The sequence below is a fragment of the Cryobacterium sp. TMT1-3 genome, assembly GCF_004402315.1.
GTDB classification, from domain to species: domain Bacteria; phylum Actinomycetota; class Actinomycetes; order Actinomycetales; family Microbacteriaceae; genus Cryobacterium; species Cryobacterium luteum.
Window position 1 is genome coordinate 73,630 of sequence record NZ_SOFW01000023.1, and the last position, 23,776, is coordinate 97,405.

Sequence of the window (23,776 nt, forward strand, 5' to 3'; positions counted from 1 at the left end):
TTTATCTTCTATTTATTGACAAACAAAAATAAACACAGCTAAAGTCAGTTGAAACAACTTCTTGTGACAACGTCACTCATCGACGAGGAGGCATCGTGTTCGCCGAAGAACGTCAACTCTTGATCGCCGCGCTCGTGGCAACCCAGGGCCGGGTCACCGTGACCGACCTCGCCGCGCGATTCGCCATCACCGCCGAGACCGTCCGCCGCGACCTCGACACCCTCGAAGCCGCCCGCCAGCTGCGCCGCGTCCACGGCGGCGCCGTCGCCATCGACCGCCTGAGCCTGTCTGAACCGAGCCTCGACGAACGCCAGACGCAGCGTCTCGACGAGAAGTCGCGCATTGCCGACGCCGCCATGCGCATGATTCCCGCGAGCCGCACCGGTTCCATCGTGCTCGACGCCGGAAGCACCACCGAGCGTCTCGCCGACCGTCTCGCCGGCTGGACGCCAGCCGTCACCGGCGACTCGCTGCTCGTTATCACCAATGCGGTTCCGATCGCCGGCAAGCTCTCCCGCAACGAGACGATCCAACTGCACATCCTCGGTGGGCGTGTACGCGGACTCACCAGTGCCATCGTCGGCGCCGGCACCGTCGCGCAGCTCGAGGCGCTCCGCCCCGACATCGCATTCATCGGCACCAACGGCATCAGCGCGAGTTTCGGGCTCAGCACCCCCGACTCGGTTGAAGCGGCCGTCAAATCGGCCATCGTCACGTCGGCCCGCCGCGTCGTCGTGCTCGCCGATTCCAGCAAGCTCGACCAGGAGACGCTCGTCTGCTTTGCCGCCCTCGCCGATATCGACACTTTGATAACGGATGCTGCGCCCTCCGCGCAGCTCGCCGCAGCCCTCGCCGCAGCCGACGTCGACGTGGTGATCGCATGATCGTCACCCTGACCCCCAACCCAAGCCTCGACCGCACCATCGAGCTGGCCGGCCCGCTCGAGCGCGGCGAGGTACAGCGTGCGGTCGCCGCCCACGGCGAGCCGGGCGGCAAGGGCGTCAACATCTGCCGCGCCCTGGAAGCGAGCGGCATCAAAAGCCTCGCCATTCTGCCCGGAGACCCCGACGACCCGGTGCTGCTGGCCCTGACCAGCCACCACATTCCGCACCTCGGACTGCCGATCGGAGCACCGCTCCGCAGCAACGTCGCGATCACCGAACCCGACGGCACCACGACCAAGCTCAACGAACCCGGTCCGGTGTTGACGCTCGCCCAGCAGGATGCCCTCGTCGCCCTCGTGCTGGAACAGTCGGTCGGCGCGAGCTGGCTCGTACTGGCCGGATCGGTGCCGCCGGGCGTGCCCGACGACTTCTACGCGCGGATCATTCGCGAGCTGCGCGCTCGGCTCGGCAGCCAGGCACCCCGGGTGGCCGTGGATTCCTCGGGCGGCCCGCTCGCCGCCGCCGCACTGGCCCACCCCGACCTGCTCAAGCCCAACGCCGAGGAACTCGCCGAACTGAGCGGACTCTTCGACGGTGACACCCTCGAGGCGAACCCCGACCTGGTCGTGGACGCGGCGCGCGTTCTCATCGCCGGCGGCGTCGGAGCCGTGCTGGCCACCCTCGGCGCGAAGGGCGCCGTGCTCGTCACCGCCGGCGGCAGTTGGCTCGCCACCACTCCCCCGATGCTCGCCGTCAGCACCGTCGGCGCCGGCGACTCCGCCCTCGCCGGCTACCTGTTGCAAAGCAACCTCGGCGCGAGCGCCCCCGACTGCCTGCGCCAGGCCGCCGCTCACGGCGCCGCCGCAGCCTCCCTGCCCGGTTCCACCGTTCCCGCCCTGCACCAAACCAACCCCAGCGCCGTCACTGTGACGGACCTTGCCCCAGAATCGGTCCCCCGGCCGGTGCTGGCCACACATCCAAAGGAGGATGACCAGTGAGTGCACTGATTACCCCGGAGCTTGTCGCTCTGGACACCCATCTCGGTACCGAGCCGAAAGATGTCATTCGACACCTGGCCGAGCTCGTCGTCGCGGCCGGCCGCGCGACCGAATTCGACAGCCTCTACGCGGATGCCCTCGCTCGCGAGGCGAAGACCGCCACCGGCATTCCGGGTGGCCTCGCCATCCCGCACTGCCGCTCCACCGCCGTGCTCGAACCCACCCTCGCGCTGGCCCGCCTGTCGACCCCGGTCGATTTCGGATCCAAGGACGGCCCGGCCGACCTTGTCTTTCTCATCGCCGCGCCCGACGGTGCCGACCAGGAGCACCTGAAGATTCTGGCCAAGCTCGCCCGGTCGCTCATGAAGAAGGACTTCACCGCAGCCCTGCGGTCCGCGTCGACCGCAGAGCAGATCGTCGAGCTGGTGAACAAAGTCGTCGCCCCGGCTGCCGTTGTCGCGGGCGCCCACGCCAGCGACAACGCCAGTGACAACGCGAACACCGGCACCGGCCCGGCTGCGAGCGGCGTGAAGCGCATTGTCGCCGTCACCGCCTGCCCGACCGGAATCGCCCACACCTATATGGCGGCCGACTCCCTCGTGGCCGCGGCCAAGGCCGTCGGAGTCGACCTGCAGGTCGAGACCCAGGGCTCGGCCGGCCTCACCCCGCTCGACCCCGCCGTGATCGCCGCGGCCGACGCCGTCATCTTCGCCGTCGACGTCGACGTGCGCGGTCGGGAACGCTTTGCCGGCCTGCCCGTCATCAACGCCCCGGTCAAGCGCGGCATCGACGAACCCGAACGGTTGATCGAGGAAGCCCTCGCCGCCGCGCTCAACCCGAACTCCCGTCGGGTCAGCGGCTCCGCTGACCAGAGTGGCGCGTCGGAGGAGAAGAGCGAGCACCTGGGCCAGAAGCTCAAGCGCGCGCTGCTCACCGGCGTCAGCTACATGATTCCGTTCGTCGCCGGCGGAGGCCTGCTCATCGCCCTCGACTTTCTGCTCGGCGGTTACCAGATCACGGATGTGGCCGACAAAGTCGTGCTGGACAACAGCCTGTTCAACCTGCCCGACGGCGGTCTCCTCACCTACCTCGGGGCCGTCTTCTTCAAGATCGGCCAATTGTCGATGGGTTTCCTGGTTCCCGCGCTGGCCGGCTATATCGCCTTCGCCATCGCCGACCGCCCCGGCATCGCCCCTGGCTTCGTCGCCGGCGCCGTCGCCGGATTCATGGATGCCGGGTTCCTCGGCGGCATCGTCGGCGGTCTGCTCGCCGGTGTCGTGGCCGCGAGCTTCGCCAAGCTCAACGTTCCGCGTTGGCTGCGCAGCCTGATGCCCGTCGTGATCATTCCCCTCATCGCGTCGATCGTCGCCTCCGGTTTGATGTTCATCGTGCTCGGTGGGCCGATCGCCCTGCTCACCATCGGGCTGGGTGACTGGCTGACCGGCATGACCGGAGCATCCGCTGTGATTCTCGGTGTCATCCTCGGCCTCATGATGGCCTTCGACCTCGGCGGACCGGTCAACAAGGTCGCCTATGCCTTCGCCGTCACTGGCCTCGGCACAGCAACCCTCGCCAACCAGGCTCCGTGGCAGATCATGGCCGCGGTCATGGCTGCGGGCATGGTGCCGCCGCTCGCGATGGCCCTCGCCACCGTGGTCGACAAGAAGCTTTTCAGCGTGACCGAGCGCGAGAACGGTAAGGCTGCCTGGCTGCTCGGCGCATCCTTCATCACCGAGGGCGCCATTCCGTTCGCCGCCGCCGACGTGTTCCGGGTGATTCCGGCCGCCATGCTCGGTGCCGCCGTCACCGGTGGCCTGTCGATGGCCTGGAACGTCACGAGCCAGGCGCCGCACGGCGGCGTGTTCGTGTTCTTCGCCATCGACAACTTCTGGTTGTTCCTGCTCGCGATCGTGATCGGTACGCTGGTATCGGCGTTCGCCGTTGTCGGCCTGAAGCGCTTCGCGGTGCGCAAGCGCCCGGTTGATGCACCGGAGGCCGCTCTCGTCAACGCCTGATCCGAGACCAGCACCGCAGTTCCGCAGTACAGTGACGCCAGCCGAACGCTGGGAATGAAGGAATCGAGAACGATCGTGCAGACGCTGTCAGGCAAGGCCAGTACCGACCAGGCTGAAACCGGCCGCACCTTCGCCGGAGTCGGCGTCAGCCCCGGTCGCATCATCGGCTCGATCCTGTTGATGCCCAAACCCGTCCGCGAGCCCGCGGTGGGTGAGCGACTGGCCGAGGGCACCGCACCGGACGACGCATCCGCTGCACTGCGCACCGCTGCCAAAGCCGTGCAGACCAACCTCACGGCCCGCTCGGCCGGCGCCTCGGGCGCCGGTCGGGAGGTGCTCGAGGCCACGGCCCTGATGGCGAACGACCCGATGCTGGTCAAGGCCGCCGTCAAGCTCATCACCAACGGAGCCTCCGCCGAGCGGGCCATCTGGGACGCAGCGGCGTCGGTGGCTGAGATGCTGCACAACCTCGGCGGCTACATGGCCGAGCGCGCGACCGACGTGCTCGACGTGCGCGGCCGCATCGTCGCCGAGCTGCGCGGCGTTCCGGCCCCCGGCATCCCCTATTCCGACACCCCGTTCATTCTGGTCGGCGAGGACCTCGCCCCGGCCGATACCGCCACCCTCGACCCGGCCAAGGTGCTCGCTCTCGTCACGTCGAGCGGCGGACCGCAGTCACACACGGCCATTATCGCTCGTGCCCTCGGTTTGCCGGCCGTGGTCGCCGCCGCCGGGGTTGACGGCCTCACCGACGGCACCCTCGTTTTCGTCGACGGGGCTGCCGGAACCGTTCGGGTCGACCCTGGCGCCGACGAGTTCGCCCTCGCCAAGGCGTGGGAGACAACGACTGCGGCCCTCGCCGTGTTCGACGGCACCGGGCGGCTGAAAGACGGCCACCTCGTTCCTTTGCTCTCCAACGTGGGCGGTGCCAAGGATGCGGTGAAAGCCGCAGCGGCCGGCGCCCAGGGTGTCGGGCTGCTGCGCACCGAGTTCTGCTTTCTCGAACGTGACACGGAGCCCACCATTGCCGAACAGGTCGAGGCGTACCGCGGCGTGTTCGACGCTTTTCCCGGCAAGAAGGTCGTCGTGCGCACTCTCGACGCCGGCGCCGACAAGCCGCTGCCGTTCCTGACGGATGCCTCCGAGCCGAACCCGGCCCTCGGTGTGCGCGGTTACCGCACCGATTTCACCTCCCCCGGTGTGCTCGAGCGCCAGCTCGAAGCCATCGCGCAGGCCGCCGACGGCACCGAAGCCCAGGTCTGGGTAATGGCCCCGATGATCTCGACCGCCGAGGAGGCGAAGCACTTCGCCGGGCTCTGCGCCGCCGCTGGGCTCACAACGCCCGGCGTCATGGTCGAGGTTCCCTCGGCCGCGCTGACGGCGGCGAGCATTCTCGAACACGTAAACTTCGTCAGCCTCGGCACCAACGACCTCACCCAGTACGCCATGGCGGCCGACCGCCAGCTCGGCCCGCTCGCGGCTCTGAACACGCCGTGGCAGCCCGCCGTGCTGCAGCTGATTCGGCTGACCGTGGCCGGGTCACGCGACGAGGGCCACGACAAGCCGGTCGGCGTCTGCGGCGAGGCCGCGGCCGACCCGGCCCTCGCGGTCGTGCTGGTCGGCCTCGGCGTCTCGACGCTGTCGATGACCGCCCGGGCGCTCTCCGCCGTCGCCGCCGTACTGGCCAGCGTCACTCTCCCCGAAGCGCAGCAACTCGCCGCGCTGGCCCTGACCGCGCATTCAGCAACGGATGCCCGCCGCCTCGTTCGCGAAAAACTCCCCATACTCAATACGCTGGGTTTGTAACCGGCCATCCCGCATCCGCTCTGCCCACCCTGGAGGATCCCATGTCTGAACGAACCGCCGTCATCGCCAGCCGCGTCGGCCTGCACGCCCGTCCCGCCGGTATTTTCGTCGCCGCCGTCGGCGAGCTGCCGCTCGAAGTCACCATCGCCCTGGCCGGCGAACCCGCCGAGGACGCCATGGATGCGTCGAGCATCCTCTCGATCATGAGCCTCGGCGCCTCCAACGGCGACACCGTTGTGCTGCGGGCCGACGGAGAGGGCGCCGATGAGGCCCTCGACTCGCTCGTCAAGATTCTGGAAACCGACCTCGACGCCGAATAGTCGCCGCGCAGTTCGGTAAAGGTCTTTACCAGTCGCAACTGGGTACCTAAGCTAGGCAGATCGGCGGGCATCCATCCGGGTGCGAATCCGATCGGGGGAATCTTCCTGAAATCCCCGAGAATACCCCTGCGCGTGACGGAGAAGGACTCTACTGTGACCGAACGACAGACTTACCTGGGAAACGTCGAAACCAGCGCCAGCGAGGAAGCGCACACCATCAAGGATTGGGCCGATCTCGGCCAGGAGATGTGGTCGTATCTCACCGGCAAGGGCGCCGCCATCAACTACAGCTTCATCGACATGGTCGTCGAGGTTCCCCGCGATATCGGACCCGATGCACCCCGCGCCGTGTGGAAGCTCAACGGCACTCTGCGCGTCACCACGAGCGACGAGAAATCCCTCGGCTCCGATCCGTTCCGCGGCTAACCATGAGCTCCTCCGCGAGCATGCCCACGCCTTCTCGCTTCGGCCTGCACATCGACCTGGCGTTCTCACTGGAGGAACCAACGGTCACGTCCGAGGGCTCCTCTGACGGTTCCACCGGGGACACCTTTGGGCCCACCGACACGATGCAGGGCACGATCACGGCGGACGGAACCGACGTGACCATCTATACGAGCAACCCGGAAATGTTCGTGCAGGGCCGTGCACTCAATCTGGAACCGTTGCGGGCACTGGCCGCGGAGCTGGCTGCCCGAAAACTGACCGTGTCCATCACCGGACCGGTCGGGCTGATCGCCCGCCTGGGTGACGTGCAGGCATCCGTCACACAGCGGCTTGTGACGCGGTCGCCGCACATCGTTCTCGGAGCGCGAAACGCGCTCGGTCCGCTCGTGCAGGCCCGCCTGCGCGGGCAGGCACGGATGCCGGTGGCCATTCCGCTTCCGCCGTCGACCGTGTTTCCGCTCGCACCGACCTTCGACCGGCGCAGTCGGCGCAAGGTCACCACGACGCACTACACGCCGGGAAGTGGCCGACCGCGCCTCATCTTCGTCGTGGGGTCGGAAAACTGGAATGGGCAGATGCCCCGGGAATTCAACCTGTTGCCTGGCACGACCACGATTGGCTCGTCGCCAGAAGCCGACCTGCAACTGCCCGGGTTGAAGCCCCTGCACGCCGAGATTCGCCACGACGAGAACGACGAGTACCGACTGTTCGCGATCGGCGAGGTGGCCGGCAGTTCCCGGCCCACCGAAGACGGCCGCAGCATCGGCAACGGGCAGATTCTGCGCACCGGTTCGCGGCTCGAAATGGGCCCGTGGCGCATGGGCTACTTCCGCGAGGAGTTCGCCGACCACGGCCGCCCGTTCGGCGGTCGCGTCGGCGGCGAACTGGCCGTGCAGAAGCCGCAGCCGCCTCGAAAGCGCGCCTGAACCAGGCCATCACATGAAACGGGGTGCCGCGCTGTGCTGCGGCACCCCTTTTTCACGAGGTGAACAGGCCGGTCCACACGGCTCGCGACCCCGACTCCCCGATGAGCGCGACCAACACGACTGAACCGATCGCGCCGGCCAGAATGACCAGGTCGAGCACGATGGTCGCCACGAGGCGCCCCCTGTGGCTCGGCACAGCGGATGAGAAACGGGCACCCTCAGCTTCAACATAGCGGTACCAGAACCACTGCAGTGCGGCGGCGAGGAACAGCACGATCACCCACGGGAGCATCGTCTTACCGAGCGACGTGTGCGTGCCGAGCAGCGGGGTGACGTTGACGAGGCGCGACTGCAACCACTCGCCCGCCTGCACTGCCATCGGAACCAGCACGAGCGCGGCGAGGGCTACGAGGGGCGTCACAACGCCCAGCCTCCTCCGAGCCGCCGGCCAGAAGGCGGTGAGCACCGCGCACAGGGCCGCCAGCGGCACGACGATCACTACGGCGTGCACGATCAGAACGTGCAGTGGCAGGCCGTTGAATTCCCAATCAATGTTCATGCTGAGTCTCTCCAGATGTCGAGTTCGAGCCCCGCCGCCCGCGTGCACGGATGGTGACTGCGACGACCACGATCACGATCACGATCACGGCGACAATCGCCGCGACCGCGGTGGGAGTTGACAGGGCCGAGCCGGTGAGCCGGGCCACCGCCACCCAGGCGAGACCCCAGACGAGCGCCACCGTTGGTGCCCATCGTCCCCGGCCATAGACGGCAAGACCGACACCGACCAGACCGGCCAGCGCGATCACGAGTGCACCCCAGAGATCCGGATCCAGACCGAACCCGGTAAAACCGGCCGTCACGAGCACGGCCGCAATATTCGCCGCGGTCGCAACACTGACCCAGCCCAGGTACAGCCCCATCGTTCCGTCGACCAGGATCGCCTCGATGAGATTTCTGGGCGGCGACCGGCGCAGCAGTCGAAAAAATCCCACCAGCACCAGGAGCAGGGCGACGATGACGGGCACGCTCAGCGGGAGAAGGTCGAACTGCACGCTGAGAATCCAGAAAGCGTTCAGAACCAGGGACAGCGCGATCGGATAGCCGAGCCGCCGCTGGCGGGCATCCGCCTTCTGGGCTGGCAGTGCCTGCCACACGGCGTAGCCGACCAAACCGAGGTAAATCGGGGTCCAGATGGCGAAGGCCGGCCCACCCGGTGCGATCAGGGTGGCGTCGGCGGCGAGCGCACCGCCCGACGCCTCATTGATGGGTATTCCCCCCGCGGCGCCCGACCCCACGAACGCTCCGATCACGGCGAAGGTCGCGCTGCTGATCACCACGATCTGGCGCAGCCGATCGGATCGGCCAGTTGACGGGTTGCTCACCGGTGGCTCCTGCCTGTTGGCCTGATCATTGCACGATTTTCCCCCGACGCACCCGCAACTTTTCTCCAGGCCTCGTGCGAGGCTAGACGAGTGACTTATACCGCCCCGAACGCTTTCACCACCCGTCCGACCCTGCAGGGAACCTTCGGCATGACTGCCTCGACGCACTGGCTCGCCACTGCGTGCGCCCAGGCCGTGCTCGAGCAAGGCGGCAACGCGTTCGACGCCGCAGTGGCCGGCGCCTTCGTGCTGCACGTCGTGGAACCGCACCTGAACGGGCCAGGCGGCGACCTGACCGGCGTCTTCGTCACGGCGCGTGAACCGGATGCCCCGCGCGTGCTGATGGGGCAGGGCCCGGCCCCGCAGGCGGCCACCATCGAGCACTACCGGTCGGAGGGCCTCGACCTGGTTCCCGGATCGGGCGTACTCGCTGCGGCCGTCCCCGGCGCCGTCGACGCCTGGCTCGTGCTGCTGCGCGATCACGGCACCTGGGAGCTGCCGGAGGTGCTCGGCTTCGCCTTCGGGTACGCGCGCGACGGTCATCCGATTCTCGGTCGGGTCGTCGCGACGATCGCGGCGGTTTCGACGCTGTTCGCCGAGCACTGGCCGACCTCGGCCGCGCAGTGGATGCCGGATGGGCACCTTCCCGAGGCGGGCTCGCTCGTGACCAATGCGGCGTGGGCGAGAAGCCTCGAGCGCCTGCTCGCGGTGGGCGCGGAATCGGCCGCCGCCACCCGGGAGGGGCGCATTGACGCCGTTCGGCGGGAATGGCGGGAGGGGTTCGTGGCCCGCGCCATCGTTGATTTCGCACGCACACCCCACCGGCATTCCTCGGGCACCGACCATGCCGGTGTGATGACCCTGGCCGATCTCGCCGGGTTCGAAGCGAGCATCGAGGAGGCTACGACCGTGATATTTCGCGGCCACACGATCGCCAAGACCGGCGCCTGGGGCCAGGGACCGGCGCTGTTGCAGACCCTGATGATTCTGGACGGGTTCAGCGACGCTGAGCTGGACCCGTCGACCGCGCTCGGCGCGCACACCATCCTCGAGGCTCAGAAACTCGCCATCGCCGACCGGGAAGCGTACTACGGCGACGCCGACGTGCCGTTGGAATACCTGTTGTCGGCCGAGTACGCGGCCATCCGGCGGGCGCTCATCACCGAGCAGGCTTCATGGGAGTTGCGGCCCGGCGTCGTGCCAGGCCACACCCCGTACCTGCCGATCCTGCGCACCGCGTACACGACGGAGGCGCTGGCGAAGCAGGGGGCTGCGGCATCCGCTGCGGTCGGTGAACCGACGGTCGCCGCGCCGATTCGCGCCGCACATGCCGAGGCCGAGGCCGAAACGCTCTCGACCGGTGAACTGCGCGGCGACACCTGCCATATCGACGTTGTCGACCGCTGGGGCAACATGATCTCCGCGACACCGTCAGGCGGCTGGCTGCAGTCGTCACCGACCATTCCCGAGCTGGGATTCTGCCTCGGCTCCCGCCTGCAGATGACCTGGCTGGAACCCGGGGCCCCCTCAGTCCTGGCCGGCGGCAAGCGTCCGCGCACCACCCTCACCCCCACCCTCGTGCTCAAGGACGGGCAGGCGGTGACGGCGCTCGGCTCCCCCGGCGGCGACCAGCAGGACCAGTGGCAATTGCTCTACCTGCTGCGCACGATCGTCGGCGGCTACACCCCACAGCAGGCGATCGATGCGCCCGCCTTTCACAGCACCTCATTTGCGGGCTCGTTCTGGCCGCGCACCTGGGAGCCCGGCGGCGCCGTCGTGGAGGACCGTCTGGGCGAGCCGGTCATCGCCGAACTCGAGCAGCGCGGCCACCGAATCACCCGGGCCGGTGACTGGGCGCTCGGCCGCATCTCGGCCGTCACCCGCGACCCGCAGAGCGGGCTGCTGCAGGCTGCGGCCAACCCCCGCGGGGCCCAGGGGTACGCCGCCGGTCGTTGACCCCGCAGCAAAATAGCACCGTTTCGGGTTTACTGCTGTCCCCACGACGGGGGAGGACATCGACCTGTCTATCCCCACTAGGTTGGAGCTATCGAACCGATAACCCGAGTCGGCGATGGAACGGACAATCGTGAAAATGTTGCAGACAGAGTGCCCAGAATGCCAGCAAATGGTGTGGATCACGTCCGATACCCGGTTCGCGACCTACCACTCCCTGGCCAACTCCACCGAGGATTGCCCCGGCTCACGAATGACCGTTCCGGTACCCCCCAAACAGACTGCCGCAAGCCGTCGGCGTGCCCAGGCCGAGCTGCTCGCCTGGACCCACTCCACCAGTGCGGTGAGCGCAGGCAAACACCAGGCCGCCTGACCCCACAATCCTGACGACATCAATCAACCCGAACGATTGATGCCGGCTGTCCGCTCGTCGAAAGCGGGTGAATGGTTGCTTCAGCTCACCTGAAGTAACCATTCACCCGCTTTCGCGTGGGATCAGGGGGTGGTGGGCACCAACAGGTCGGCCAGCACGCGGGCGAGGGCAAGAGCGCCGGCCTCGGCGTCGTCGTCCTCGACATATTCCTCGGGCGAGTGCGACACCCCGGTGGGGTTCCGCACGAACAGCATCGCGGTCGGCACATATTGGGTGAGGATTCCCGCGTCGTGACCGGCGCCGGTGTGCTGCACCGGCGCATCCGGCAGCAGCAGGCTCAGGTGATCGCGCAGGCCCGTGTCGAAGCTGACCGTGCGGCTGACCGACTCCTCGGTGAGCTGCACCGTGCAGCCCTCAGCAGCCGCGATCAGGCGGGCCTCGGCCAGAATGGTGGCCACAACGGATGCCGTCACCGCGTCGTCGGGGTGCCGTGCGTCGAGCCACAGGTCGACCCGGGAGGCGATCACATTCGTGCCTCCGGGCACCGGTTCGAGCCGGCCGACGGTGGCCCGAGCCCCCGGCTGGGCGCGGGCGGTGTCGCGGATGGCCATGACGATGCCGGCCGCCGCGATCATCGGGTCGTGCCGGTCGGTCATGAGCGTCGTGCCGGCATGGTTGCCCTGACCGGTGACGCTCAGCCGCCAACGACCGTGGCCGAGAATCGACGAACCGATGCCGACCGCCTGGTGGCGGTCGATCAGCTCGCGACCCTGCTCGACGTGCAGTTCGATGAAGGTGCCGATCCGGGCGAGCGCCTCGGGGTCAGGTCCGAGAAGTGTCGGGTCGAAGCCGCTTCTGGCGGCCACCTCGGCGAAGGTGTCACCGTTCTGGTCGCGCAGGCCGCGGGCCAGGTTGACGTCGATCGCGCCCGTGAGCACGCGGGTACCGAGGCAGGCCACGCCGAATCGTGACCCTTCTTCCTCGGGGAACACCGCGATGGCGAGCGGGCGTTCGGGGCGAAGGCCCTCGGCCTGCAGAAAATCCAGGGCGACGAGCGCGGAGGCGACCCCGAGCGGGCCGTCGAAGGCGCCGCCGCCGGGGACAGAGTCGAGGTGGCTGCCGGTGACGACGGCGTTGGCGGTGCCGCCCACCGGGGTGTGCCACCAGGCCCAGATGACCCCGTTTCGGTCCGTCTCCACGTCGAGTCCGCGTTTGGCTGCGTGGGCGAGGAACCAGGCGCGCAGGTCGAGTTCGGCGGTGGAGAAAACCGGCCGGGAGTAGCCGCCGCGGTGCGTATCGGCGCCGACCCGGCTGATCTCGGCCAGAAGCCCGGCGACCGTGTCGGCGGGTGCCGGAGTGCTCGCCGACGGGTGCGTCGGCCCGGAAACCGTCACGGACGGGCTTGGAACTGGGGCGGCACCGACCCGACGCCGGTGGCCAGGTCGGCCGCGAGCTGGCCGATCACCGGCGCGAATTTGGCACCGTGGCCGGAGCACGGCGAGAGCAGGGTGATGTTATCGACGCGGTCGATGATGAAGTCCTCCGTCGGCGTGTTGGTGAACAGGCAGGTGGTCTCAGCGTACGGCGTGGGGTCGAGGCCCGGCAGGTAGCGGGCCACATAGTCGACGACCCGTTCCCGGTTGGCCGCTCCCATGATGCCGTCCTGGTCGGCCGCCGAGGCGAGCCGTTTGCCACCGTTGTATTCGGCGATTTTCTGGCCGCGAAAGGCGGCGTCGCGGCCGCCGGGCAGCCCGTACACCTGCATGCCGTCCATCTTGTGAATGAAGGTCGGCCAGTGCCCGGCGGTATCGGGGTCAGCGTAGGGAAAGTGATAGGCCTGCTCCTGCATCACGGTGATCTCGGGGATCTGCGCGCGGAAGGCGCTCGGCAGCGGCAGCTCACCGAGCAGGCTCGGCAGCCAACCGCCGGCGCTGACGATCACGTTCTCGGCATCGACGGCCTCCCCGGTATCGTTGTGCACCCGGTACCCGGTGGCCGTTTCAGTCACCCGGGCGACCGGCCAGTCGGTGTATAGCCGAGCGCCCGCCGCGAGGGCCAGCTCGACCATGGTCGTCACGGCCGTCTCGGCGTCGATGACTCCGGCACCCGGGTGCCAGAGCACCGGGGTATCGAAGGTGATCTGCGGCCAGCGCTCGCGGGCGGCATCCGCTGTGAGCAGTTCGTGCTCGATGCCGGCGGTCTGCAGCACCCGGGCGAGCGCTTCGGGTTCGCGCAGCGTTCCGTAGTCGACCGAACCGGTGGGAGTGATCAGCTCCCGCCCGCCCAGCCGGGTCAGTTCGTCCCAGCCGACTTTGGCCTGCTGCACGAGGCCGGTGTAGAACGCATCGGGGTAGGCATAGCGAAAGATGCGCGCCGACCCGTGTGAGCTTCCGGCGTCGTTGGCGGGGGTGGACCGTTCCAGAATGGTGACCTCGTGGCCACGGGTGGCGAGCTGCCAGGCGGTGGCGGCTCCGGCCAGGCCGGCCCCGATGACGACGTACTGTGCACTGCTCACTGCGTGACCCACTGTGTTCTCCTGCTCGGTTATTGATGGGTGAAACGGATGCTTACGGCGCCGACACCAGGTCGGCGTCACTGGGTTGGTCGTCACTGGGTTGGTCGTCACTGGGTTGGTCGTCACTGGGTTGGTCGTCACTGGGTTCGTCGTCGTAGGCGTCTTCGGCGTGCGCGTGGCGGTCGATGCCGTCGACCTCGTCCTGTTCGGGGATGCGCAGTCCGATGGTCAGATCGAGCACCTTGGCGATGACCCAGGTGACGACAAAGGAGTACAGCAGCACGGCGCCGGCGGCGAGTGCCTGGATGCCGAGCAGCAGTGCGCCGCCACCGTAGAACAGGCCGCTTTGGCCGTTGGGGGCGGCATCCGTTGCGAAGAACCCGATCAACAGGGTACCGACCAGGCCACCGACCATGTGCACGCCGACCACGTCGAGGGAGTCGTCGTAGCCGAGTGTGAACTTCCACTCCACGGCGAGGCAGCAGATGATGCCGGCGATGGCGCCGATGGCGATAGCGCCCATCGGGCTGACCGCACCGCAGGCCGGGGTGATCGCCACGAGGGCGGAGACCAGGCCGGAGGCAGCGCCGAGGCTCGTGACCGAGCCGTGCCGGAGCCGGTCGACCAGGGCCCAGCCGAGCAGGCCGGCGCACGCGGCGACGGTGGTGTTGAGAAAGACGACGCTCGCGGCGTTGCCGGCGCTCAGGGCCGAGCCGGCGTTGAAACCGTACCAGCCCACCCAGAGCAGGCCGGCGCCGACAAGAACGAGCGGCCGGTTGTGCGGCTTGAGCGGCCCGCCCCAGCCCTTGCTGCGGCCGAGCACGATGGCCAGGGCGAGGGCGGCCACGCCGGCGTTCATGTGCACCGCGGTGCCACCGGCGAAGTCGATGGCACCCAGATCGTTGGCGATCCAGCCGCCGACGACGTTATCGCCGTCGAAGGCGAACACCCAGTGCGCCACCGGAAAGTAGACCAGCGCGGCCCAGATGCCGGCAAACAGCAGCCAGGCGCCGAATTTCATGCGGCCGGCCGCGGCCCCGGCCACGAGGGCGGTGGTCACTCCGGCGAACAACAGCTGGAACACGATGAACAGTGCGAGCGGCAGGGCCGCGTCGGGATCGTCGGCGAGGATCGTTTCGAGGCCGAAGAATTGGAGCGGGTCGCCGAGGAGTCCGAGGTCGCCGAGCGAGTCGCCGAAGGTGGCCGAGTAGCCGAAAATGACCCAGAGAATGGCGACGAGGCTGGCGCCGCCGAAGCACATCATCATCATGTTCAGAATGCGTTTCGAGCTGACCATGCCGCCGTAGAACAGGGCGAGGCCGGGAATCATCAGTGCCACGAGTGCCGAGCTGGTCAGCAGCCAGGCGGTATTGCCAGTATCCATGAGCGTGTCCTTGTCGTCGATCGGTGAAGAGAACGGAGGTTCAGCGGCCGGGAATCCAGCTGGTGCCGGCGAGGGGCACCCCGGCCATCGCGGCGGCTTCCACCGTGAGGGCGACCAGGTCTTCGGGTTCGAGGTGGTGCAGGTGGGACTTGCCGCAGGCCCGCGCGATGGTCTGCGCTTCGAGGGTCAGCACCCGAAGGTAGTTGGCGATGCGCTTGCCGCCGGCGATCGGGTCGAGCCGTGCGGCGAGAATCGGGTCCTGGGTGCTGATGCCGGCCGGGTCCTTGCCATCCTGGAAGTCGTCGTAGAACCCGGCGGAGGAGCCGAGCGCTTCGTATTCGGCCTGGTAGCGCGGGTCGTTGTCGCCGAGGGCGATGAGCGCGGCGGTGCCGATCGAGACCGCGTCGGCGCCAAGGGCGATGGCTTTGGCCACGTCGGCGCCGTTGCGGATGCCGCCGGAGACGATGAGCTGCACCTGGCGGTGCACGCCGAGTTCCTGCAGCGCGGCGACCGCCGGGCCGATCGCGGCGAGGATCGGGATGCCGACGTTCTCGATGAACACCTGCTGGGTGGCGGCGGTTCCGCCCTGCATACCGTCGAGCACGACCACGTCGGCGCCGCTCTTCACGGCGAGCGCGGTGTCGTAATAGGGGCGGGAGGCGCCGACCTTGACGTAGATCGGTGTGTGCCAGTCGGTGATCTCGCGCAGTTCGGCGATCTTGATCGCGAGGTCGTCCGGGCCGGTCCAGTCCGGGTGCCGGCAGGCCGACCGCTGGTCGATGCCCACCGGGAGGGTGCGCATGCCGGCGACGCGTTCGGTAATCTTCTGGCCGAGCAGCATGCCGCCGCCGCCGGGCTTGGCGCCCTGTCCGAGCACGATCTCGATCGCATCCGCTTTGCGCAGGTCGTCGGGGTTCATGCCGTAGCGGGATGGCAGGTACTGGTAGACGAGGTGGCGGGACTGCCCGCGTTCCTCGGGGGTCATGCCGCCGTCGCCGGTGGTGGTGGAGGTGCCGGCCTCCGTGGCGCCACGGCCGAGGGCCTCCTTGGCGTTGGCCGAGAGGGCGCCGAAGCTCATGCCGGCGATGGTGATCGGAATGTCGAGGGTGATCGGCTTGAGCGCGTGGCGGCCGCCGAGGGTGACGTCGGTGCCGCACTTCTCGCGGTAGCCCTCGAGCGGATACCGGGACACGCTCGCGCCGAGGAAGAGCAGGTCGTCGAAGTGCGGCAGGGCCCGCTTGGCGCCCCAGCCGCGAATGTCGTAGATGCCGGTCGTGGCGGCCCGCTGGATGTCGTTGATGGTGGCACGGTCGAAGGTGGCCGATTCGCGCAGGCCCCGGCTGGCATAGCTGTTCGTCATGGTGTGTCCCTTGGGTTCGTGAGCGTATGGGTGGGTCGGCGACGCTTAGTAGGCGGCGGCGTTGACGGCGGCGAAGTGGTACAGCGTGCGGGCGGAGCCGTAGCGGCGAAAGTCGGTCGGGGCATCCGTTCGACCGGCGAGGGTGAGCAGCTCGGCCAGCTCGGCGAGGTGTTCGGGTCGCAGCGGCTTTTCGACGCAGTCGGCGCCGAGGGAGGCGACCGTGCCCTTCACGTAGATGCGGGCTTCGTAGATGGAGTCGCCGAGGCCCTCTCCGGCGTCGCCGCAGACCACGAGCCGGCCGGCCTGGGCCATGAACGCCGAGGCGTGGCCGATGTCGCCGCCCACGACGATGTCCACGCCCTTCATGGAGATGCCGCAGCGAGCGCCGGTGTTGCCGTCGATAATGACGAGACCGCCCTGCCCGGTGGCCGCGGCTGCCTGGGAGGCGTCACCGGTGACGTGCACCGTGCCCGACATGATGTTCTCGGCCAGTCCGACGCCGGCGCTGCCGTGCACGGTGACGCGGCCCTTCTGGTGCATGCCGGCGAAGTAGTAGCCCACGTGTCCGTTGACGACGAGGTCGAGGTCGCGGTCGATGCCGACGGCGATGTTGTGCTGCCCGGCCGGGGTGTCGACAACCCAGCTCGTGCCGTCGTCGGTGGCGTGCAGCGCCTGGTTGAGTTCGCGCACGGTGCTCGCGGCGAGGTCGACAGTCTCGATGTGCACGGGGGCTTGGGTGAGGGTCACAGGGTCACCAGTTCTTTGGTCGAGTCGAGGGTCCAGGTGTAGACGACGCCGGGAGCGGGTTCGAAGATGCGCGCGGATTCAATACCGGGCAGGTGCGCGAGGGAGCGGTATTCACTCGCCATCGCGACCCAGGCATCCGTTTCGGCGATGATGGCCGGCTTGCACGCGATGGGGTCGCGCACGATCGCCATGCTCGTGGCGGTCGTCACGACGAGGGTGTAGAACCCGTCGAAGACGCTGCCGAGCTTTTCGAGGGCCGTGGTGAGGGTGTCCCCGGCTGCCAGGCACCAGGCGATGAAGCGGGCGGCGACCTCCGAGTCGTTTTCGCTGTCACAGGTGACGCCCTCGGCGCGCAGCTGCCGGCGGATCGTGGCGTGGTTGCTGAACGACCCGTTGTGCACGAGGCAGAGATCGTCGGCGACGGTGAACGGATGCGAGCCGGCGGCGGTCACGGCCGACTCGGTGGCCATGCGGGTGTGGGAAAGTCCCTGGCTGCCGGTCGCCGAGCGCAGGTCGTACAGCTCGGCCAGGTCGAGCGGATGCCCGGTGCCCTTGCGCACCGCCGCGTGCTCGCCGCGGCCGGCGATCTGCACGCCGGGAAGGATGCTCGTGATGGCGTCTTCGAGGGCGCCGGTGCCGATCTGGGCGTTGATGAGGGTGGTCTCACCGAATCCGGTGACGGTGACGGTGACCCCGACCGCGGGCGGCAACGCGTCGCGGAGGGCCGCGGCAAGCGCGTCGGGGGTCAATTCGGCGTTGAGCACGGTGACGGTGCTCGTGCCGGCCGGGGTGAGGGTCGGGTCGTTGTAGATGGCGAGACCGGCCGAGTCGGGGCCGCGGTCGACGATGCCGCAGAGCATGCCGTGCATGAGCTCACCGAGGCTGGCGCGCAGGCCGACGTCGCGAATTTGAAGTGCTGCAATGCCACACATAGGGAATCCTGTCTGTTAGTAAGCGGTGAGGTAGGAGTTGATCTCCCAATCGGTGACCGTGTTGTGCCAGGTCAAAAATTCGTCTTCCTTCGCCTGAGCGAAATACTCCCCGACCGGATGCTCGATGCCGAACGAGTCGAGCAGCACCCGGTCACGACGCAGCGCTTCGACGGCGTGCAGCAGGGTCTGGGGCAGCACGGCGGAGGTCGCGCGCGACTCGCCCGGACCGCACGGGTCGCCCGGGTCGATCGCCTGGTCGAGCCCGTCCAGGCCGGCCGAGATCGTGGCGGCGATCGCGAGGTACGGGTTGGCCGAGCCGTCGCCGGCGCGCAACTCGATGCGCTTCTCGTCGGGCACCCGAATGAAGTGGGTGCGATCGTTTCCGCCGTAGGTGGCCTTTTTCGGCGACCAGGTCGCCCCCGAAGCGCTCGTGGAAGCGCCGCGGCGCTTGTAGGAGTTGACCGACGGCGCCAGGAACGCCTGCAGCCCGGAGGCGTGGGCCAGGATGCCGCCGATGAAGGCGTAGGCGGTCGGTGACAGGCCAAGGCCCCTTCGGTCGCGATCGTCGGGAAATACCGGGGCGTCGTCGGCCCAGAGTGAAAGGTGAAAGTGCAGGCCGCTGCCGGCGCGATTGGCGAAGGGTTTGGGCATGAAGGTCGCGGTCATGCCGCGCTGTTCGGCGAGCACGCTGATCAGGTAGCGCAGGGTGACCACCCGGTCGGCGGTGATGAGGGCGTCGTCGTAGGCGAAGTTCTGCTCGAACTGGCCGGCGGCATCCTCGTGGTCGTTGGCGTAGTTGCCCCAGCCGAGGCTGTTCATGGCGTCGCTCACCGCGGTGAGGTGGTCGTACATGCGCGTCACGCCGCGGGCGTCGTAGCAGGTGCGCGCACCGTCGTCGCGGCGGTCGGCGGTGCTGATGGCGCCGGCGTCGTCCCGGTGCACGAGAAAGTATTCGACCTCGGCGCCGACCTTGGCCTGCAAGTTGCGACGGGCCAGGTCACTGATCGCGTTTTTGAGAATGACCCGCGGGGCGTACGGCCACGGTTCGCCGTTCACGTGCGGGTCACAGTGCACGATACCGAGGCCCTCCTTGACGAAGGGGATGGGCACATACGAGGTCAGGTCGGGGATGGCGATGAGGTCGGGATCCTGCGGTTGCTGTCCGATCAGGCCGGCCGCGAAGCCGGCGAAGCCGAGGGCGCCGGCTTCGAGCTGGTCGGCCGCCGCGGTCGGTACGAGCTTGGCGCACGGCTTGCCGTTCAGGTCAACGAAGACGGCGAGAATGAAGCGCACGCCGTCGGCTTCGGCGAGTTCGCGCAGGGTCGGTGGGCTCAGTGTGGCCGATTCGGGTGCTGCGAGGGCCTGGGCCCGTCGCGCCTCCCCCAGCTCTGCAATATTTGTCATGCCCGACCTCTCCTAATGTTCACTGTCAGTGAATCTTGTTGCTTCAGAGTAATCAACTGAATTGGTCGGGGCGTGACCGGGATGTTACGAACAGGTAAAACAGCGGCCGATCGGTGCGCCCCGAACGGGGAAACCGGTCGGACGCGCGGATACAACGGATGCATAACGAACCGACCGGCCGGGAGAGCGGTGCCCAACACCGGGGGTAGACTCCATGATCACCATTTGTCAGCCTCTTCTCAGGCCGTGCCCCGTACGGTTGGACACGGAGTTCCCCCACTCCAACGATTGGCCCCGGCATATTTCTCACCTCCCCCCAGGCGAGAAGTGTCGGGGCTTTTTCGGTCCCGGGCGTGTATCGATGGCCCGCCGGCCGGCTGGGGATAGGCATTCCGGAGCATTGCGCGAAAAGCATGCGCAACGCCCCGAAGTACCTCAAAACTCGCAACTCCGCGAATAACCCGCACCGCCACTTGACTCTTGGAATCCGAGCGACGGGGCAGGGGTGTCCGCGGGGTTGCGAGTTTCGTGGGTAAGCAGGAAGGCTCCGAGCGTTTTTCTCGGAGTCTTCCTGCGCACCCGCGATGTTTGAGCGAGGAGCGGATATCCCTGTTTCGGCGCGACCCGCTCCGACGCGGTACCGTACAGCCGGTCAGGCGGCAGCGAGGGACCCGGCCAGGGCGCGGGCGGCGTGCTGGGCGGTCAGGCCGGCCAGGAGCAGCCCGAGCTGGTCGGCGGGGGAATCGGGTGCTTCGGGGTGCCACTGCACTCCGGTGATCGGCGCGCTCTCGTGTTCGAGGGCTTCGATCAGACCGTCGGGGGCGTGGGCGGCGGCAACGAGATTGGCACCGAGACGGTCAACGATCTGGTGGTGGGCGCTTTGTACCGAGATGTCGACCCGACCCAGACTTGACGCGAGCGTGCTGTCGGCCGCGAGCGAGACTCCGTGAGCGACGAGGATCTGGTCGATCGGCACGTCGATGTTCTTGTGGATGCCGTCGTCGATGTGCTGAACGAGGGTGCCGCCGAGGGCGACGTTGATGATCTGCAGGCCACGGCAGATGCCCAGCAGCGGGGTGCCGAGGGCGAGGGCGCGCTGCACGAGAGCAATCTGGCCCTCGTCGGCCGTGGCGAAGTGCGCCGTCTCGCCCTCGTAGCCGGCGCTGCCGCCGTAGAAGCGGGGCGTGATGTCTTCGCCGCCGACGATGACGAGGGCGTCGGCATCCGCTGTGCGGCGCAGCAGTTCGGCGGGGGTGACGTCGGCGGCGGCAATGCGGATGACGGCCCAGCCGGCGGTTTCGGCGTCGGCGACCACTCGAGAGTTGAGCACCTGCACCTTGGCGTGATAGGCGGGGCGATCGGGACGCGCCGTGGTGACCTCGACGACGACGAGCATCCGGTTCGTGAATTCTTCGTTCATGCGCGGCTCCCGTCGGTATCGAATTGCTGTTCCTGATCAATTGTGCGCGGCGCGGCGGGAGCACGCGAGTGGCCCTGTAACACTGGGCAACATGCTGCTCAGCGGTATTTCTTCGGGTTCCCAGACTCGCGTCGGTCGGTGACCCTAAACTTTGGACATACCCGCACTTTCCTGGCGAAATTTTTGGGCCAGGACCACTCCTATGGAAGGGACCTCCGAATGACCAAGCAGTCCATCTTCGGCCGTATTTCCCAGCTCGCGAAGGCGAACATCAACGCCATCCTCGACTCGGCGGAAGACCCGGCGAAAATGCTCGACCAGATGGTGCGCGACTTCTCGAGCAGCATCTCAGACGCCGAGAGCGCCATCTCCGAGACCATCGGCAACCTGCGCCTGCTCGAAGACGACCATCGCGAAGACCAGGAAGCCGCCGTGGAGTGGGGCGATAAAGCCCTCGCCGCCAGCCGCAAGGCCGACCAGCTGCGCCTGACGGGCAATGCCGCCGACGCCGACAAGTTCGACAACCTCGCCAAGGTCGCGCTCGGTCGCCAGCTCACCTCGGAGAAGGAAGCGAAGACCGCNCAGCTCACCTCGGAGAAGGAAGCGAAGACCGCCGAACCGCAGATTCAGGCGCAGACCGCGGTGGTCAACCAGCTCAAGACCGGCCTGAACGCCATGAAAGAGAAGCTGGTGCAGCTCACCAACAAGCGCGCCGAACTGATCGCGCGTTCCAAGACCGCCCAGGCGCAGGCGCAGGTGATGGACGCCGTCAAAAGCATCGACATGATGGACCCGACGAGCGAGGTCAACCGGTTCGAAGACAAGATCCGTCGGGAAGAAGCGCGCGTACGCGGCGCCCAGGAACTGGCCGCGTCGAGCCTCGACGCCCAGTTCGAAAGCCTCGACGACCTCGGCGAGCTCACCGAAGTGGATGCCCGCCTCGCCGCCCTCAAGGCCGGCAACACCGCAGCCATCGAGAGCTAGTCGGCGAGTCCGACAGGTTCGGGCATCCGCTTCGCAGAAAATTCGCTGCTGGCGAAGCGGATGCTGACCCGCCCGGTCGCTGCGCCATACTGAGGTATGGCTCCCACCTTCGTTGTAGTGCCGCAATGGCAGGGTTCGATTTCTCCGCGCGCGATGCGCCTGGTCGACGGGGCGGCGGCCATTCAGGGCGACCTGCCCTTCTCTGCCACCCGCCTGGTCGACGTGCCCGTCGAGGCCGGTGATGCGCTCGATACCGGGGTGCACCGGTTCTCGGCGATCCAAGTGGTGCGCGAGCGCCACACCAAGGTTCTCAGGGACACCGCCGACTGGGCACTCTCCATCGGCGGCGACTGCGGCATCGCCCTGGCCGCCGTTGAACAGGCGGCGCGCACGCATCCGGGCGACCTGGCCGTCGTCTGGTTCGACGCCCATCCCGACCTGCACACCCCCGAATCCTCGCCATCGGGCGGATTCTGCGGCATGGTGTTGCGCGCGATCAGCGGTGAGGGACCGGCCGAACTCGAGCTGAAAGCCGCGAGCACGGTGCCGCTGGAGAACGTCGTACTGGCCGGGATTCGCGACGTCGACGACGCCGAAGACGTGCTGCTGCACGACCGTGGCCTGGTGAGCGTGTCGTGTTCAGAGCTGGCCGACCCGGCCGCCCTCGTCGCGGCGGTCGCGGCGACGGGCGCGAAGCATGTCTTCGTGCATATCGACCTGGACGTGCTCGACCCCTCGGCGCTCGAGGGCCTGAGCGACCTGATTCCGTTCGGGTTGAGCGTGGCCGATCTCGGGGGCGCGATCACCGCGCTGCGCGCCGAGTTCACTGTGGCCGGCGCGACCATCACCGGGTTCGCACCGGCGTCACCCGAGGCGGCGACCGACGATCTGCCGAGCATTCTGCGCATCATCGGAGCGCTCACCCGCTAGTCAGGCCACCCCGCACAAGCCAGTCGGAACGCCGGACATGACGCATAACTCTTGCAATTTCTGGCCGGCCGGGAAGACATCCGCGTCTTTCCGGGCAACTCTGAGGCACTCCCGAACGAATTGCAGGAGTTATGCACGCGCGCGGGGCGAGAGCGGCCGAAAAATGTACGAATTCACACCGATCAATGGAGGCCCCATGACCGACCAGCCCCGCATCCTCACCGAGCGTCGCGGCCACATTCTGCTCATCGGGCTCAACCGGCCCGACAAGCGCAATGCCGCCGATTTCTCGCTGCTTCAGCAGCTGGCCCTCGCCTACGGTGAGCTCGACCGGGACCCGGCCCTGCGCGTGGGCCTGGTCTACGCGGTCGGGGAGCACTTCACCGCAGGGCTCGACCTCGCCGACATCGGCCCCCGGCTCGGCCCGAACGGGCTCGAGATGGTGCCGGCGGGCGGCATCAATCCGTGGCAGGTGGATGGCGTTGCACTGACCAAACCGGTCGTCATAGCCGTTCAGGGCACCTGCCTCACTCTCGGCATCGAGCTGATGCTCGCGAGCGATATCGTCGTCGCCGCCGAATCGGCCCGGTTCGGGCAGATCGAGGTGGCCCGCGGTATTCTGCCCTTTGGCGGCGCCACGATTCGGTTTCCGCGCGCGGCCGGTTGGGGCAACGCCATGCGCTGGCTGCTCACCGGCGACCTGTTCGATGCCGCCGAGGCGCACCGCCTCGGCCTGGTGCAGGAGGTCGTGCCCGACGGCGCCCAGTTCGATCGGGCGCTGGAACTGGCCGAGAGAATCGCGGCCCAGGCTCCGCTCGCCGTGCAGGCCACCCTCGCCAACGCGCGGCTGGCCGAGCGGGAGGGGGCGGCATCCGCTGAAGCAGCGCTGCAGCCCGCGCTGGCCCGCCTGGCGGCGACCGAGGACTCCCGCATCGGCATGCAGTCCTTCCTCACACGAACCCCCGCCGAGTTCCTGGGCCGCTGACCCGGTCC

General features: G+C 68.0%; 22 protein-coding genes. 12 read left to right on the plus strand and 10 right to left on the minus strand.

Annotated elements, in window-relative coordinates:
• Positions 1–95 precede the first annotated feature (95 nt).
• From E3O25_RS08470 to E3O25_RS08500, 7 genes are all read left to right on the plus strand, one after another.
• Positions 96–884, plus strand: coding sequence for a DeoR/GlpR family DNA-binding transcription regulator (locus E3O25_RS08470; protein ID WP_092110993.1), 789 nt, complete (start codon positions 96–98; stop codon positions 882–884).
• The gene (locus E3O25_RS08475) at positions 881–1,882 is read left to right on the plus strand and encodes a 1-phosphofructokinase family hexose kinase (protein ID WP_134360926.1); all 1,002 of its coding nucleotides are present in this window, start codon (positions 881–883) and stop codon (positions 1,880–1,882) included. Before E3O25_RS08470 ends, E3O25_RS08475 begins: the two co-directional genes overlap by 4 nt.
• Positions 1,879–3,897: a fructose-specific PTS transporter subunit EIIC gene (locus tag E3O25_RS08480; protein ID WP_134360927.1), complete on the plus strand. Its 2,019-nt coding sequence runs from the start codon at positions 1,879–1,881 to the stop codon at positions 3,895–3,897. Before E3O25_RS08475 ends, E3O25_RS08480 begins: the two co-directional genes overlap by 4 nt.
• 54 nt (positions 3,898–3,951) lie before the next feature.
• Positions 3,952–5,703 carry a phosphoenolpyruvate--protein phosphotransferase gene (gene ptsP / locus E3O25_RS08485; protein ID WP_134360928.1) on the plus strand — a complete coding sequence of 584 codons (1,752 nt, stop codon included), beginning with the start codon at positions 3,952–3,954 and terminating at the stop codon, positions 5,701–5,703.
• A 41-nt stretch (positions 5,704–5,744) separates the two neighbouring features.
• Positions 5,745–6,023, plus strand: a complete 279-nt coding sequence (locus E3O25_RS08490) for an HPr family phosphocarrier protein (protein ID WP_092110985.1) — start codon at positions 5,745–5,747, stop codon at positions 6,021–6,023.
• Between the two features lie 174 nt (positions 6,024–6,197).
• Positions 6,198–6,449 (plus strand): hypothetical protein, encoded by a 252-nt coding sequence (locus E3O25_RS08495; protein ID WP_092111098.1) that lies wholly within the window; start codon positions 6,198–6,200, stop codon positions 6,447–6,449.
• A 20-nt stretch (positions 6,450–6,469) separates the two neighbouring features.
• Positions 6,470–7,396: an FHA domain-containing protein gene (locus tag E3O25_RS08500; RefSeq protein ID WP_092111096.1), complete on the plus strand. Its 927-nt coding sequence runs from the start codon at positions 6,470–6,472 to the stop codon at positions 7,394–7,396.
• A 52-nt stretch (positions 7,397–7,448) separates the two neighbouring features.
• On the opposite strand, the gene E3O25_RS08505 is transcribed toward E3O25_RS08500, so the two are convergent.
• Together E3O25_RS08505 and E3O25_RS08510 are read right to left on the minus strand one after the other, a co-directional pair.
• The gene (locus E3O25_RS08505; protein WP_092110984.1) at positions 7,449–7,955 is read right to left on the minus strand and encodes a hypothetical protein; all 507 of its coding nucleotides are present in this window, start codon (positions 7,953–7,955) and stop codon (positions 7,449–7,451) included.
• Positions 7,945–8,781, minus strand: coding sequence for a tryptophan-rich sensory protein (locus E3O25_RS08510; protein WP_134360929.1), 837 nt, complete (start codon positions 8,779–8,781; stop codon positions 7,945–7,947). Before E3O25_RS08510 ends, E3O25_RS08505 begins: the two co-directional genes overlap by 11 nt.
• A 90-nt stretch (positions 8,782–8,871) precedes the next feature.
• Between E3O25_RS08510 and E3O25_RS08515 the strand changes: the two genes are divergently transcribed.
• Positions 8,872–10,737, plus strand: a complete 1,866-nt coding sequence (locus E3O25_RS08515) for a gamma-glutamyltransferase family protein (RefSeq protein ID WP_134360930.1) — start codon at positions 8,872–8,874, stop codon at positions 10,735–10,737.
• Positions 10,738–10,906: 169 nt separating this feature from the next.
• Positions 10,907–11,107 (plus strand): hypothetical protein, encoded by a 201-nt coding sequence (locus E3O25_RS08520; protein WP_092110980.1) that lies wholly within the window; start codon positions 10,907–10,909, stop codon positions 11,105–11,107.
• Positions 11,108–11,229: 122 nt separating this feature from the next.
• On the opposite strand, the gene E3O25_RS08525 is transcribed toward E3O25_RS08520, so the two are convergent.
• The 8 genes from E3O25_RS08525 to E3O25_RS08560 all read right to left on the minus strand — a co-directional run bounded on the left by E3O25_RS08525 (position 11,230) and on the right by E3O25_RS08560 (position 20,869).
• Positions 11,230–12,501, minus strand: coding sequence for an allantoate amidohydrolase (locus E3O25_RS08525; protein ID WP_092110978.1), 1,272 nt, complete (start codon positions 12,499–12,501; stop codon positions 11,230–11,232).
• On the minus strand, positions 12,498–13,622 hold the full coding sequence (locus E3O25_RS08530; RefSeq protein ID WP_092110976.1) for an FAD-dependent oxidoreductase: 1,125 nt from the start codon (positions 13,620–13,622) through the stop codon (positions 12,498–12,500). The genes E3O25_RS08525 and E3O25_RS08530 overlap by 4 nt, the downstream gene beginning before the upstream one ends.
• 52 nt (positions 13,623–13,674) lie before the next feature.
• Complete coding sequence (locus E3O25_RS08535; RefSeq protein ID WP_134360931.1) at positions 13,675–15,006, minus strand: ammonium transporter; 1,332 nt, start codon at positions 15,004–15,006, stop codon at positions 13,675–13,677.
• Positions 15,007–15,046: 40 nt separating this feature from the next.
• Entirely contained in the window at positions 15,047–16,366 is a 1,320-nt protein-coding gene (locus E3O25_RS08540; RefSeq protein ID WP_092110972.1) for an FMN-binding glutamate synthase family protein, read from the minus strand.
• 45 nt (positions 16,367–16,411) lie between these two features.
• Positions 16,412–17,113, minus strand: coding sequence for a protein glxC (locus tag E3O25_RS08545; protein ID WP_241988545.1), 702 nt, complete (start codon positions 17,111–17,113; stop codon positions 16,412–16,414).
• Positions 17,110–18,045, minus strand: a complete 936-nt coding sequence (locus E3O25_RS08550; RefSeq protein WP_134360933.1) for a glutamine amidotransferase — start codon at positions 18,043–18,045, stop codon at positions 17,110–17,112. Before E3O25_RS08550 ends, E3O25_RS08545 begins: the two co-directional genes overlap by 4 nt.
• Positions 18,046–18,060: 15 nt before the next feature.
• Positions 18,061–19,449: a type III glutamate--ammonia ligase gene (glnT, locus tag E3O25_RS08555; protein WP_092110966.1), complete on the minus strand. Its 1,389-nt coding sequence runs from the start codon at positions 19,447–19,449 to the stop codon at positions 18,061–18,063.
• Between the two features lie 652 nt (positions 19,450–20,101).
• The gene (locus tag E3O25_RS08560; RefSeq protein WP_134360934.1) at positions 20,102–20,869 is read right to left on the minus strand and encodes a gamma-glutamyl-gamma-aminobutyrate hydrolase family protein; all 768 of its coding nucleotides are present in this window, start codon (positions 20,867–20,869) and stop codon (positions 20,102–20,104) included.
• Between the two features lie 219 nt (positions 20,870–21,088).
• Between E3O25_RS08560 and E3O25_RS08565 the strand changes: the two genes are divergently transcribed.
• The 3 genes from E3O25_RS08565 (at position 21,089) to E3O25_RS08575 (ending at position 23,768) form a co-directional block, all read left to right on the plus strand.
• Entirely contained in the window at positions 21,089–21,853 is a 765-nt protein-coding gene (locus E3O25_RS08565; RefSeq protein WP_134360935.1) for a PspA/IM30 family protein, read from the plus strand.
• 96 nt (positions 21,854–21,949) lie between these two features.
• Positions 21,950–22,783, plus strand: coding sequence for an arginase family protein (locus E3O25_RS08570; RefSeq protein WP_134360936.1), 834 nt, complete (start codon positions 21,950–21,952; stop codon positions 22,781–22,783).
• 196 nt (positions 22,784–22,979) lie between these two features.
• Complete coding sequence (locus tag E3O25_RS08575) at positions 22,980–23,768, plus strand: crotonase/enoyl-CoA hydratase family protein (protein WP_092111094.1); 789 nt, start codon at positions 22,980–22,982, stop codon at positions 23,766–23,768.
• Positions 23,769–23,776: the final 8 nt, after the last annotated feature.

Excerpts from the sequence above, each read along its gene's own strand:
- E3O25_RS08475 (WP_134360926.1), top strand. The coding sequence starts at position 881 with ATGATCGTCACCCTGACCCCCAACCCAAGCCTCGACCGCACCATCGAG.
- ptsP (WP_134360928.1), top strand. The coding sequence starts at position 3,952 with ATGAAGGAATCGAGAACGATCGTGCAGACGCTGTCAGGCAAGGCCAGT.
- E3O25_RS08490 (WP_092110985.1), top strand. The coding sequence starts at position 5,745 with ATGTCTGAACGAACCGCCGTCATCGCCAGCCGCGTCGGCCTGCACGCC.
- E3O25_RS08500 (WP_092111096.1), top strand. The coding sequence starts at position 6,470 with ATGCCCACGCCTTCTCGCTTCGGCCTGCACATCGACCTGGCGTTCTCA.
- E3O25_RS08505 (WP_092110984.1), bottom strand. The coding sequence starts at position 7,955 with ATGAACATTGATTGGGAATTCAACGGCCTGCCACTGCACGTTCTGATC.
- E3O25_RS08520 (WP_092110980.1), top strand. The coding sequence starts at position 10,907 with ATGGTGTGGATCACGTCCGATACCCGGTTCGCGACCTACCACTCCCTG.
- E3O25_RS08535 (WP_134360931.1), bottom strand. The coding sequence starts at position 15,006 with ATGGATACTGGCAATACCGCCTGGCTGCTGACCAGCTCGGCACTCGTG.
- E3O25_RS08540 (WP_092110972.1), bottom strand. The coding sequence starts at position 16,366 with ATGACGAACAGCTATGCCAGCCGGGGCCTGCGCGAATCGGCCACCTTC.
- E3O25_RS08550 (WP_134360933.1), bottom strand. The coding sequence starts at position 18,045 with ATGTGTGGCATTGCAGCACTTCAAATTCGCGACGTCGGCCTGCGCGCC.
- glnT (WP_092110966.1), bottom strand. The coding sequence starts at position 19,449 with ATGACAAATATTGCAGAGCTGGGGGAGGCGCGACGGGCCCAGGCCCTC.
- E3O25_RS08560 (WP_134360934.1), bottom strand. The coding sequence starts at position 20,869 with ATGAACGAAGAATTCACGAACCGGATGCTCGTCGTCGTCGAGGTCACC.
- E3O25_RS08570 (WP_134360936.1), top strand. The coding sequence starts at position 21,950 with ATGGCTCCCACCTTCGTTGTAGTGCCGCAATGGCAGGGTTCGATTTCT.
- E3O25_RS08575 (WP_092111094.1), top strand. The coding sequence starts at position 22,980 with ATGACCGACCAGCCCCGCATCCTCACCGAGCGTCGCGGCCACATTCTG.